The organism is Nocardioides ginsengisegetis (assembly GCF_014138045.1).
GTDB classification, from domain to species: domain Bacteria; phylum Actinomycetota; class Actinomycetes; order Propionibacteriales; family Nocardioidaceae; genus Nocardioides; species Nocardioides ginsengisegetis.
In genome coordinates, this window is the sequence record NZ_JACGXA010000001.1 from 3,328,865 (window position 1) to 3,340,477 (window position 11,613).

The 11,613-nt window shown below is 68.1% G+C and carries 11 protein-coding genes; 3 read left to right on the top strand and 8 right to left on the bottom strand.

What is annotated here, in order from left to right:
- Positions 1 to 86 precede the first annotated feature (86 nt).
- Both FB382_RS16050 and FB382_RS16055 read right to left on the bottom strand, forming a co-directional pair.
- Positions 87 to 392, bottom strand: a complete 306-nt coding sequence (locus FB382_RS16050) for a hypothetical protein (protein WP_220481384.1) — start codon at positions 390 to 392, stop codon at positions 87 to 89.
- Between the two features lie 34 nt (positions 393 to 426).
- The gene (locus FB382_RS16055; protein WP_182540749.1) at positions 427 to 1,920 is read right to left on the bottom strand and encodes a class I adenylate-forming enzyme family protein; all 1,494 of its coding nucleotides are present in this window, start codon (positions 1,918 to 1,920) and stop codon (positions 427 to 429) included.
- A 99-nt stretch (positions 1,921 to 2,019) separates the two neighbouring features.
- Here FB382_RS16055 and FB382_RS16060 point away from each other — a divergent pair, with 99 nt between their 5' ends.
- Positions 2,020 to 2,463, top strand: a complete 444-nt coding sequence (locus tag FB382_RS16060; RefSeq protein ID WP_182540750.1) for a PaaI family thioesterase — start codon at positions 2,020 to 2,022, stop codon at positions 2,461 to 2,463.
- On the opposite strand, the gene FB382_RS16065 is transcribed toward FB382_RS16060, so the two are convergent.
- Positions 2,460 to 3,842 carry an aldehyde dehydrogenase family protein gene (locus FB382_RS16065; RefSeq protein ID WP_220481385.1) on the bottom strand — a complete coding sequence of 461 codons (1,383 nt, stop codon included), beginning with the start codon at positions 3,840 to 3,842 and terminating at the stop codon, positions 2,460 to 2,462. The genes FB382_RS16060 and FB382_RS16065 overlap by 4 nt on opposite strands.
- The gene (locus tag FB382_RS16070) at positions 3,839 to 4,618 is read right to left on the bottom strand and encodes an emopamil-binding protein (RefSeq protein WP_182540751.1); all 780 of its coding nucleotides are present in this window, start codon (positions 4,616 to 4,618) and stop codon (positions 3,839 to 3,841) included. Before FB382_RS16070 ends, FB382_RS16065 begins: the two co-directional genes overlap by 4 nt.
- 103 nt (positions 4,619 to 4,721) lie before the next feature.
- Between FB382_RS16070 and FB382_RS16075 the strand changes: the two genes are divergently transcribed.
- Entirely contained in the window at positions 4,722 to 5,546 is an 825-nt protein-coding gene (locus tag FB382_RS16075; RefSeq protein WP_343055637.1) for an SDR family oxidoreductase, read from the top strand.
- Between the two features lie 79 nt (positions 5,547 to 5,625).
- On the top strand, positions 5,626 to 6,867 hold the full coding sequence (locus FB382_RS16080; protein WP_220481386.1) for an amidohydrolase family protein: 1,242 nt from the start codon (positions 5,626 to 5,628) through the stop codon (positions 6,865 to 6,867).
- Positions 6,868 to 7,094: 227 nt separating this feature from the next.
- On the opposite strand, the gene FB382_RS16085 is transcribed toward FB382_RS16080, so the two are convergent.
- From FB382_RS16085 to FB382_RS16100, 4 genes are read right to left on the bottom strand one after another with little or no spacing between them, the layout of a single operon-like run.
- Positions 7,095 to 7,973 (bottom strand): acyl-CoA thioesterase, encoded by an 879-nt coding sequence (locus FB382_RS16085; protein ID WP_182540752.1) that lies wholly within the window; start codon positions 7,971 to 7,973, stop codon positions 7,095 to 7,097.
- An 8-nt stretch (positions 7,974 to 7,981) separates the two neighbouring features.
- The gene (locus FB382_RS16090) at positions 7,982 to 9,193 is read right to left on the bottom strand and encodes an acetyl-CoA C-acetyltransferase (protein ID WP_182540753.1); all 1,212 of its coding nucleotides are present in this window, start codon (positions 9,191 to 9,193) and stop codon (positions 7,982 to 7,984) included.
- 1 nt (position 9,194) lies between these two features.
- Positions 9,195 to 10,370 carry a CaiB/BaiF CoA transferase family protein gene (locus FB382_RS16095; protein ID WP_182540754.1) on the bottom strand — a complete coding sequence of 392 codons (1,176 nt, stop codon included), beginning with the start codon at positions 10,368 to 10,370 and terminating at the stop codon, positions 9,195 to 9,197.
- On the bottom strand, positions 10,363 to 11,520 hold the full coding sequence (locus tag FB382_RS16100) for an acyl-CoA dehydrogenase family protein (RefSeq protein ID WP_182540755.1): 1,158 nt from the start codon (positions 11,518 to 11,520) through the stop codon (positions 10,363 to 10,365). The genes FB382_RS16095 and FB382_RS16100 overlap by 8 nt, the downstream gene beginning before the upstream one ends.
- Between the last annotated feature and the right edge of the window lie 93 nt (positions 11,521 to 11,613).

Here is an 11,613-nt window from a genome sequence, read left to right on the forward strand (position 1 = left end):
AAGGGACGGACCCTGATCTCGATCGAGGTACGAGAGCCACCTCTCCACCTCATCCTCGACCGAGGCAACCGGGTGGTTCATGTTGCTCAGTCGCTCGCCGGGAGTGGCTTGCTCTCCTTGAGGTGCAGCGCCTTTGCCCCGATGGTCAGGCCCGTCGTGCCGGCCTTGGTGACCAGCAGCTCCAGATCACCCTCCTCGCGGGTGTAACGCTTGCCCATGAGAGCGGGCTCCCCCGGCTCAGCAGTGAGCCCGGCAGTGGGCTCGCCGGAGATCTCGATCGCTGGGTGACCGCCGATGAGGAGATCGAGATCAGCGGCTGGGGCGCGGACGACAATCAGCTCGGTCGAGTCGACCTGGCTCCGCAATCGAGAGCCCGCCTTCAGGATCGCCATGGGTTGGGTCCTTTCCGACCGGTCAACAGACCGGTCATCTCGGTGCCAGAAGGTCGTCGACGAGTTCGCGCCGCAGGAGCTTTCCTGTCGGCGTCTTGGGCAGCTCGTCTTCCCTGACGATGATGTCGTCGGGTGTGCGACTGCCTCGCAAGCGGGCTCGCACGAATGCGCGCAGCTCCTCGGGCGCGACCGGAGCCCGCGCGACGACAACGGCGACCAGGCGCTCGCCCCACTCCTCGTCAGGAAGGCCGACGACGACGACCTCGCGAACCGCAGGATGCTCGGCGATGACGTCCTCGACTTCCGCTGGCGCGATGTTCTCACCGCCGCGGATGATGGTGTCGTCGGCGCGACCCTCGACGAAGAGGTAGCCGTCAGCGTCGAGATGCGCGCGGTCGCGGGTCGGGAACCAGCCCGCCTCGTCGACGACACTGCCAGTCCTGAGGTACTCGCCGGAGACCTGCGGGCCCCGGACCCAGAGCTCGCCGACCGATCCAGTGGCCAAGACGTTGCCTTCGTCGTCACGGATCTCGCCCTCGACCCCGGGCACGAACCGCCCGACGCTGGACAACCGCGCGCGGGCAGCAGGGTCCGGGCCGCAGAGCGCGGCGCGGTGGTCGTCGGGCCCGAGCAGCGCGATCGTGGACGAGGTCTCGGTCAGACCGTAGGCATTGACGAAGCCAGCATCTGGGAACGCGCTCAAGGCCTTTGCCAGCACCGGCGCCGGGATCCGCGAGCCGCCGTACGCGATCGACCGCAGCGTCGGGGCAACGGCCTGCGAGCCGTCGAGCTCGTCGACGATCCGCGCCAGCATCGTCGGCACCAGCATCGCGCTGGTCACGCGCTCCTCGGCGACAGCGTCGAGCCAGTCTCGGGCAGTGAAGTCCGCCAGGTGCACCACGCGGCGCCCGGCAACCGTGTTGGTGAGGACTGTGCCGATGCCGGCCACGTGATACGGCGGGACGCAGACCAACGCGGTGTCGCCCTCGTCCGCGCTGCCCGGGTCCACCGTGCTCAGCACGTAGGAGATGAGGTGCGAGTGCCGCAGGACAACGCCCTTGGGAACGCTGGTGGTCCCGCTCGTGAACAACACCACTGCGGGGCTGTCGTCGTCGACGTCCGGGAGTGGTCGGTCGTGGGCGGGCGGCAGCTCGGAGAGCAAGGTCGAGCTGGCGTACACCCGGGGACGGTCCGCGAGCGAGGCGATGTACGCCTCGTCAGCAACGACCAGCGGCGCGTCCAGCTGGTCGATCAGCCCGGCGATCTGCGCGTCGGCGAGGCGGTAGTTCAGCGAAGTGATCGGCACTCCTGCAAGTGCGGAAGCAAACAGCGCGACGTGGAATGCCGGACCGATTTGACCGACGTACACGACCGAGCGCGCGTCCGAGGCGGCGACGTAGGTGGCGGCCGCGGTCGCGCGTTCCTCGAGCTGCGCGAACGTGATCGCCTCAACGCCGCGTCCGACAGCGATCCGGTCACCGGACATGGCCGCACCGAGCTCCAACAGCAGGCCGATGCCCTTACCCATCAGTGATCGCCTTTCAAGGTCGCGCTTTACAACGGAGAATTGTATTCTACTGTTGCGAGAGCAGTATATCCAGCAATCGTCTCAAGCCGTAGGAGCGCCATGACCGTCTACGACCCCGAGCACCACTTCCTGGCCCAGCTCGGGATGTACGACGTGGAGGTGCCCGAGGACGCGGACCTGGCCATGGCACTGCCGGTGCACGGGCGGGTGACCAATCCGCGCGGGGGGCTGCAAGGAGGACTGATAGCCACCTTGATCGATGTGACTGCGGGACGCGCCGCCCTCGCCGCAGCCGGAGAGAGCCGCGGCGTACCGACGTCGGACATGCACATCCGGTTCCTCAGTGCCGTCACCGTCGGACCGGCCGTCGCCGTGGCTCGGGTGCTCCGCAACGGCCGGACCCAGATTGTCCTCGAGGTCGAAGTGCGCGACGAGGGCCGCAACGTGTTGGCCGCCACCTGCACGTTGGCGTTCTCGGTCGTTGAGTCACGTCCGGGGCAGGACGAACGGGCCCGGATCTTCAAGCGGGCCGGGTACAGCTAGAGCTGCTTGCGCACCATCTTCTGAAAGCGCGGGCTGTACGGCGGATACATCAGTCTCGGATCGATCCGGGTCTGCTGGCGCAGGATGGCCTTGGCGTGACTGAAGGTCTCGAAGCCCCAGTGCCCGTGGTAGCGGCCGGTCCCACTTGTGCCCACGCCGCCGAAGGGCAAGTCGTGCACGGCCATGTGCATCATCACGTGGTTGATCACGGTGGCACCAGCGGAGAACCCGGCGAGGGATCGCTCCTCGTCGCTGCGGTCCTGGGTGAACAGATAGCTCGCCAGCGGCTTGGTTCCGGCGTTCACCCGGCCTATGGCGTCGTCGAGACCCTCAACCGTGACGACCGGGAGCACCGGGCCGAAGATCTCCTCGGCCATGATCGCCGATCCCGGCGCCGGATCGAGGACGACCGTGATCGGCGCGGAGGCGTTCTCGACATCGACGTCACCTCCGGTGACGACTTGGCCACCCGCCGACGCGACGAGGGCCTCGATCCGGGCTGCGTGCCGCTGGTTGACGATCGGCAGGCGACGTCCCTCGGAGAACTCCTCCAGGGTCTTGACCAGCAGCGGGACGAACTCATCACGGACCTTGCGGTCCACCATCACGTAGTCGGGAGCAACGCAGGTCTGTCCCGAGTTGGCAAGCTTGCCGAACGCGATCCGGCGCGCGGCGACGTCGAGGCGGGCCGACTCCGTCACGATCACCGGGCACTTGCCCCCGAGCTCCAGGGTCACCGGCGTCAGGTGCTTGGACGCAGCGGCCATGATGGCGCTCCCGACGGTCGGACTCCCAGTGAAGAAGACGTGGTCGAGGTTCTGGTCGATCAGGTCCAGCGTCACCTCGGCACCACCCTCGACGACGACCACGGCTTCCGGGTCGACGTACAGCGGTAGCAGCTCGGCCAGCGCGGCGGAGGTGTGTGAGGCCACCTCCGACGGCTTGACCACCACGCAGTTGCCGGCAGCCAGCGCGGCGATCAATGGCATGAAGGTGAGATTCACCGGATAGTTCCAGGCTCCGATCACCATCACGACGCCGAGCGGCTCGTACGTGTACCAGGCCTTGCCGGGCTTGACGTTGAGCGGAACCGACACCCGGCGGGGCATCATCCACCTCTTGAGCTTGTTGCGCGCGTGCTTGATCTCGGGCGTGATCGACACCAGATCGAACATGATCGACTCGAACTCGGTCCGGCGCAGGTCCGCAGCGAGTGCCGCGACCAGGTCGTCGCCGCGCTCCGAGAGCAATCGGCCGAGACCCGCGAGCTGCGCATCGCGCCAGGCGTGGTCCCGGGTCTGTCCCGACGCGAACACCCTTCGCAGCGCGCCGACGACCGCCGCCGGGCTCGACGTGGTCTCCTCGGTCAGGGCAGTCACTGCACCTCTCCGGACAGGTCCGCGGCGGCACGTTGGTAAAGCCAGTCGATCTGGCGGCCGATTGCGATCAGGACGAAGACCGGCACAATGAGGTACGGCACGTTCAGGGCGATCATCTTCACCATTCCGTAGTCGCCTTGACCGATGGCGTCGAAGCCGTCGCGCGCCAACGAGGCGAAGTAGAAAAGAGTGTTCGACGTGAGCACCGCCAGCCCGGCGCCCGCCATGAACAATGCTTTGACCCGTGCGCGATCAGTCAGGTCGACGCGAATCAGCTGCCGGAAGGCAAGCAGCACCGGAATCGCGGCAACGACCGCCGTCAGCTCCAGGGCAAAGATGGCCGGGTTGTCGCCGAAGTAGCGGGTGTCGGTCTGGGCGAACTGCCACCACATCCAGGTCCCACCCGGGTCGCCCTCCGCCTTCCACCAGTCCAGCGGCTGACCGATCACCCAAGCCAGCTCGAAGGTCAGCTGGGCCATCGCGGTGAACGGCAGCCAGACCAGAATCAGCTCCGCGCCCCGGCGGACAGGATCAGCCACCAGCGCAACGACCAGCGCCGGCAGCAGCACCATCGCCAGCACGTTGAAGACGTTGGCCACCACGTCGAGGGAACGGGCCGCGGGCAGCACTCCTGTACTCACACCGACGGCACAGATGAGCGTGACCAGGCCCTGGATGGACGCGATCGTCAGGTAGAGCCGCAGCCTCCCCTGGGTGAAGGGGCGGGCGAGATCGACAACGTCGACCCGGCTTCGTTGACTCTGGTCCACGTTCACGGGTGGGGCCTCTCGGTTCGACGGAAATATGACTTTCGAATAGCGGAAGTGTTACTTTCCATTTGTGAGGCATCGTACTCCCAGCAGGCGACGAGGAGAACCCGTGGCACGCAAAAGGCCGGCCGACCTGGACCGCAAGCTTGTCGCCATCACCGGCGCAGCGCGGGGCATCGGCCTCGCGACCGCGCGGTCGTTCCTCGCCGCCGGCGCGGTGGTGGCGATCGCTGACGTGGACGGCGAGCTGGCCGAAAGGGTCGCGGCCGAGATCGGTGCGCACGCCTTCACGGTCGATGTCGCGGACGTCGTTTCGTTCGGCACCTTCCTCGACCAGGTCGAGACGAAGCTCGGCCCGATCGACGTCCTGGTGAACAACGCCGGGATCATGCCGATCGGACCGCTGCCTGACGAGCCCGAGCAGGTCACCCAGCGGATCGTGTCGATCAACTTGCTCGGGGCGCTCCACGGGACCAAGCTGGCGATGGCCCGGATGCTCCCGCGCGGTTCCGGCCACATCATCAACGTCGCTTCGGCCGTGGGTCGGTTTGCGGCGCCGAACTCAGCGACGTACAGCGCCACCAAGTTCGGGGTCGTTGGCCTCACCCAGGCGGTGCGCGGCGAGCTCCGAGGTACCGGCATCGAGGCCTCGGTGATCCTGCCGGCTGCCACCAACACCGACCTCGTGAGCGGCCTGACGGAAGCCGGCAAGGTCGTCGAGCCCGAGGATGTGGCGGCCGCGATCGTGGGGGTGGTGCGCAAGCCCCGCTTCGAGACGTGGGTGCCCCGGTCCGACCAGCGCTCGTTCAAGCTCATGCAGCTGCTCCCCTACCGGGTCTTCGAGGCCGCGGCCTACCGGGCGCCCGCCACCGGGATCTTCCTGTCTCAGGACAGCCTTGCCCGGGCGGCGTACGAGGACCGCGCGCGCGGCTGACCCCCGAGGCAAACCTGCTTGATCGAAGTGAGAATTGCATTTACGAACCTGACTAACGACGCTATCGTCGTGTTGTTCGATGGCAGAGCGTGACGAAGGGACCCTGGGCATGCTGATGGACGACCTGATCCTGGTGAGCGTCGACGATCATGTCGTCGAGCCGCCGGACATGTTCAAGAACCACACGCCGGCGAAGTGGCGCGACCAGATGCCGAAGAGCATCAAGGGGCCCGCCGGCAACGACGTCTGGGTCTTCGAGGGCAACCAGATCCCCAACATCGGGCTCAACGCCGTCGCCGGCCGTCCGCCCGAGGACTACAACATGGACGTCACGTCCTACGACCAGATCCGGCGCGGGACCTACGACATCCACCAGCGGGTCCGCGACATGAACGTCAACGGCGTGCTCGGGTCGATGTGCTTCCCCTCGTTCCCGCAGTTCACCGGTCAGCTCTTCTCCCGGACACAAGACAAGGAACTCGGACTCGCCGCGCTACGGGCCTACAACGACTGGCACATCGACGAGTGGTGCGGCAGCTACCCCGGACGATTCATCCCGCTCGCGCTCCCGCCGATCTGGGACCCCGAGCTGATGGCCGCCGAAGTACGTCGCATCGCCGCCAAGGGCGTGCACGCGATCACGTTCAGCGAGGACCCCACCCGGCTCAAGTACCCGTCGCTGCACTCCGAGCACTGGGACCCATTCTACAAGGCCTGTGTCGAGAACAACGTGGTCATCTGCTTGCACATCGGCTCGTCGTCGTACATCCCGACCTACGAGGACGCCCCCTTCGACGTGACCATCACGATGACCCCGATGAATCTCTTCGAGACCGCCGCGAACCTGATCTGGTCTCCGGTGCTCAAGCGGTTCCCGACGATCCAGTTCGCATTGTCCGAAGGGGGCATCGGCTGGCTCCCGTACTTCCTCGAGCGCATCGACTACGTCTACGAGCGGCACCGCTTCTGGACCCACCAGGACTTCGGCGACGAGCTGCCCAGCCAGCGCGCCCGCAAGCACTTCACGTTCTGCTTCATCGACGACAAGTACGGCATCGAGGCCCGCAAGCACATCGGAGTCGACAACATCACCTGGGAGTGCGACTACCCGCATTCCGACTCCGCCTGGCCGACCGCACCCGAAGCCGTGATGAAGCACTTCGACGACTCGGTCACCGACAGCGAGATCAACAAGATGACGCACCTCAATGCGATGCGCATCTTCAACTACGACCCGTTCAAGCACATTCCGCGGGATCAGGCAACGGTGGGCGCGCTGCGCGCCTCGGCCAGCGACGTCACCACCTCCGGCATCTACTGACCACAACGAGCAACCGTGCCTGCTGTTGCGAGACACTCCCGAACCGTGCGGGCCGAGCACCCAGGCCCGAGGTGGGCGAGCACGTCGCACACTGAAGTAGACGGCGTCGAGCGCAGCAACCCCTGGTTCATCGACTTCGGCCGCTGAGCACCGAGGCCTTCGCACTCGGCCGGCTCATGGTCGTGAGCAACGCTCCCGTCGAGCGCCACTCGCGATCGGGGGCTCGCTCACAAACCGGTCCGGGCGTCCGCAAGCGCCAGGTCGATGAAGGCGCGGACCATCGCTTCCACCGTGAACGATGCCACCAGTCTCCCGTCCTGGCGGTGGACCCGGCATTCGGAGTGCGTCATCCCGTTGCCGGCGAAGGTCGAGAGGTGGCGGTAGAGCAGCCACTCGCCGACGTCGACGTCGTCGTGCAGCGAGATCGTGATCGCGTTGATGGCGGTCGAGATCGAAACGTGCGCTTGCGCCTGGCCGATCCCGGCGTGAGGTCGCAGCGCTGCCGCGATCGACATGTGGCCGGTGAAGTGGGCCAGCAGGCCAGCGTGCAGGGCCCGGTCGTCGGGGATGTCCTGCATCCGCAACCAGACATCGAGCCGGGGAGGCCCGACCGGGGCTGCGGGGTCGAAGGTGTAGGCATTGTCGACGATCCTCAGCTCACGCCCAGTGACCGCCATGTCGTATGGCGTCGCAGCCTCCGGGCCGCCGAGCTCGGCGGCATCCTCGCTGTGCCTGATCAGGTCCGCGGCAGTCGCGTCCAGAAGCATGGTCCCCGCAGCGCAGGTCCGACCGTGCTGGACCGCTCGGATGCCGAGCGTCGAGAACGAGCGCCCCCCGGCGATCTCCTCGACGAGGATGGGCACCGGCTCGGCGTTGTCGGCGGGGCGCGGCAGGGCCAGCGAAGCGTGGACAACGCGGCGACCACCGGTGAGCCGCATGCCCGCGACGATCGCCTGAGCGAGCAGCTGGCTGCCCTCGACGATCCCGCGGTGACCACCGGGCCGGGCCTGCCCGACCCAGGCGCCCGATTCATCGGGCTGGACGTCCACAAGGGAAACCAGATCGGCAGTGGTCCCCCAGGGGTCCTTCCGAGTGTTCTCGGTCATCGACTACCTCACGCGAGCCGTTCGAAGACCGCCGTGATGCCCTGTCCCCCACCGATGCAGAGCGTCTCGAGCCCGTAGCGCGCCTCGCGGCGGCCCAGCTCGCGGGCCAGGGTCGCCAGGATGCGCACGCCGGTCGCTCCGACCGGGTGGCCCAGCGAGATCCCGGAGCCGTTGACGTTGAGGCGCTCGAAGTCGGCGGCGGTGAAGCCCCACTCTCGGGTGCAGGCCAGCACCTGGGCGGCGAAGGCCTCGTTGAGCTCGATGAGGTCCATGTCGGCCATCGTGAGCCCGGCCCGTTCGAGCGCGAGCTTCGTCGAGGGCACCGGCCCGATGCCCATCGTCTTCGGTGGCACCCCGGCGACCGCCGAGGAGACCAGCCGAAGCAGTGGCCGCAGACCGAGTTCTTCGGCGTTTGCCCGGGTGGTCACCAGGCACGCGGCGGCACCGTCGTTCTGGCCGCTTGAGTTGCCAGCCGTCACGGTCGCGTCTGGGTCCGTCCGGGCCATCACGGGTCGAAGCGCCGCCAGGGACTCGGCGGTGGTTCCGGGCCGCGGGTGCTCGTCGAGCACGACGCTCCGGTCGCCCGTGCCACCTCGGATCTGGACGGGCACGATCTCGTCGTCGAAGAGGCCGTTCTTCTGCGCCGCGAGAGCCCGCGCGTGCGAGCGAGCCGAGTACTCGTCCTGCTCCTCGCGCGTGATGCCGTAGTCGCGGCGGAGGTTCTCCGCCGTCTCCAGCATGCCGCCCGGGACCGGGTACCGATGGCCGCCGGCACTCACGCGGCCGCGGGCCAGCCCGTCGTGGAACGGGACCTCGCCGCCGCGCGCACCCCAGCGCATCGTGGTGGAGTAGTAGGGAACCTGGCTCATCGATTCCACCCCGCCGGCGATGACCGATTGGGCCTGTCCCGACTCGACCATCGCCGCGGCGTAGATGACCGCCTGGAGGCCGGAGCCACACCTGCGGTCGATCTGGATGCCGGGGACGGCGATCGGGAAGCCGGCGTCCAGTGCGGCCACGCGCCCGATCGCCGGGGCCTCGGACGAGGGATAGCAGTGGCCGAGGACGACGTCGTCGATCCGCTCGGGGTCGAGACCGGTGCGGGCGACGAGCGCGGTAAGCACCGTCGCGCCGAGCGAGGCCGCTGAGACGTCCTTGAGCACGCCGCCGTACCTGCCGACAGCAGTCCGCAGGGGTGAACAGATGACCGCTTCCGGCACGTCAGGCTCCTTCGTTGATGAGCTCGTTCAGGATGGCCGCGGTGTGCTCGCCCACGACCGGGATGGCACCGAGAGGCAGCCGCCACGACGGACTGGTGGGGACGGCGGCGAGCGAGGCGATCTCCCCCACCGGGGAGCCGACCGGAACCCAGCGGCCGCGTTCGGACAGCTGCGGGTGGGTCAGCACGTCGCCGATCGAGTTGACGGTGGCGCAGCCGATCCGGGCCGCGTCGGCACCAGCCAGTACGTCGCCCAGGTCGCGGTCCGCGGTCCAGCCGGCGATCACGGCATCGATCCGAGGGCGGGCCGCGCAGCGCTGCTCGTTGCTCGCGTACGCCGGGTCGTTCGCCAGGTCGGGGCGCTCGAGCAGCTCGAGCGCGAGCCGCCGCCACTCGGCGTCGTTCGTCGTCCCGAGCACCACGGTGGCTCCGTCGCGGGTCGGGTAGGCGCCGTACGGCGAGACCATCGGCGAGCTCATCCCGTTCGGCTCGCGCTCGGTCCCGGTGTGCGCGGTGTAGTTCAGCGCCCAGCCGACCAGGTCGGCGACGACGTCGAACATGCCGATCTCGATCGCCGCGCCGCGCCCGGTCCGATGCCGGTCGTGGAGGGCGGCCAGGACGGCAATCGCCGCATGCAGACCGGTGCCGGCGTCCGCGATCGGGATCCCGGGTTTGGCCGGGCGGCCGGGCTCGCCGGTGATCGCGCAGGATCCGGCCTCGGCCTGCACGAGCAGGTCGTAGGCGCGCCGGTGCGCCAGCGGCCCACCGGTCCCGTAGCCGGAGATGTCGACAGCGACCGCCGCGGGGTTGGCGGCGTGCACGCTGGCGGCATCGATACCGAGCCGGGCTGCGGCACCGGGCGAGAAGTTCTGGACGACCACGTCGGCCCGGGCGATCAGCCGCGCGACGACCTCCGGCCCCTCGGCCGACTTCATGTCGAGAGCGAGCGACTCCTTGTTCCGGTTCAGCCAGGCGAAGTGGGCGCCGAGGCCGCGGACAGCGTCGTCGTAGTCGCGCGTGAAGTCACCGATGTTCGGCGCCTCGACCTTGAGGACCCGGGCGCCGAGATCTCCGAGCAGCCGGGTGCAGTACGGCGCCGACACTGCCTGCTCGAAAGCCACCACGAGCACCCCGGCCAGGGGAGCGTTCGGTCCGGACTCCTGGCTCACCTCAGCCATCGACGGCAGCGCCGATCACCTCACGCGCGATGATCACCTGCTGGATCTGGCTGGTCCCCTCATAGATCCGGAACAGGCGGGCGTCCCGGTAGAAGCGCTCGACGGTGGTCTCGCGCATGTATCCGGCACCGCCGTGGATCTGCACAGCCCGGTCAGCGACCCGCCCCACCATCTCACTGGCGAAGTACTTCGCGGTCGCCGGCCCGACCCGCAGGTCGGACCCGTCGTCGAACCGGCGGGCGACGTCGAGCACCAGAGCGCGACCGGCGTACAGGTCGGTGACCGAGTCCGCGACGAGACCCTGCACGAGCTGGAAGGCAGCGATCGCCCTTCCGCCCTGCTCACGGGTGCGGGTGTAGCCGACGGACTCGTCGACCAGTCGATCGGCCATGCCGACACAGAGCGCGGCGATGTGGATCCGGCCGTGCGAGAGGCAGCGCATCGCGATGGAATAGCCGCGGCCGACGCCCGCCTCGCCGCCGATCACACGCTCCGGCCCGACCACCACACCGTCGAAGTGCACGTCGGCGGTGTGCGCGCCGAACTGGCCCATCTTGTGGTCCTTGGGAGCCACAGTGAGCCCGGGGGCGTCCCGCGGCACCAGGAACGCCGTGATCCCGCGCGAGCCCTTCTCGGCCGGATCGGTACGGGCGAACACCATGAAGACGTCCGCAGTCGGTGCGTTGGTGATGAAGCGCTTCGCGCCGTCGATCCGCCAGCCGTCCCCGTCCTGCTTGGCGAGCGTCTTCAGCCCCGCCGGGTTCGACCCCGCATCGGGCTCGGTGAGCGCGAACGAGGCCACGACCCGACCCGACGCGAGCTCTGGGAGCCACCGCTTCTTCTGCTGCTCCGTGCCGCCTTCGAGCAGGACGTGTCCGGCAATGCCGTTGTTGGTGCCGAACATCGACCGCAACGAGGGCGTGGTGTAGCCGAGCTCGAAGACGAGTTGGGCCTCCTCGGCCATCGAGAGCCCGAGCCCGCCGTACTCCTCCGGAATGGCGAAGCCGTACAGACCCATCTCCTTGGCCGCGCTCCGGACCGAGTCCGGCACATGGTCGGTTGCGTCGATCTCGGCCTCGAACGGAACGACCTTCTCGCGCACGAAGTCACGGACGGTCCTCAGCACCTGCTCCAGCTCGGTGACGTCCACCGGATTCCTCCCTGATCAAATGCGAGAATGCCATTTCCCTATAGGTAGATTTCCACTAACGTTACACGAACCGATGCATTTGCAGAATCGCTG

Excerpts from the sequence above, each read along its gene's own strand:
- FB382_RS16050 (WP_220481384.1), bottom strand. The coding sequence starts at position 392 with ATGGCGATCCTGAAGGCGGGCTCTCGATTGCGGAGCCAGGTCGACTCG.
- FB382_RS16055 (WP_182540749.1), bottom strand. The coding sequence starts at position 1,920 with ATGGGTAAGGGCATCGGCCTGCTGTTGGAGCTCGGTGCGGCCATGTCC.
- FB382_RS16060 (WP_182540750.1), top strand. The coding sequence starts at position 2,020 with ATGACCGTCTACGACCCCGAGCACCACTTCCTGGCCCAGCTCGGGATG.
- FB382_RS16080 (WP_220481386.1), top strand. The coding sequence starts at position 5,626 with ATGGCAGAGCGTGACGAAGGGACCCTGGGCATGCTGATGGACGACCTG.
- FB382_RS16085 (WP_182540752.1), bottom strand. The coding sequence starts at position 7,973 with ATGACCGAGAACACTCGGAAGGACCCCTGGGGGACCACTGCCGATCTG.
- FB382_RS16095 (WP_182540754.1), bottom strand. The coding sequence starts at position 10,370 with ATGGCTGAGGTGAGCCAGGAGTCCGGACCGAACGCTCCCCTGGCCGGG.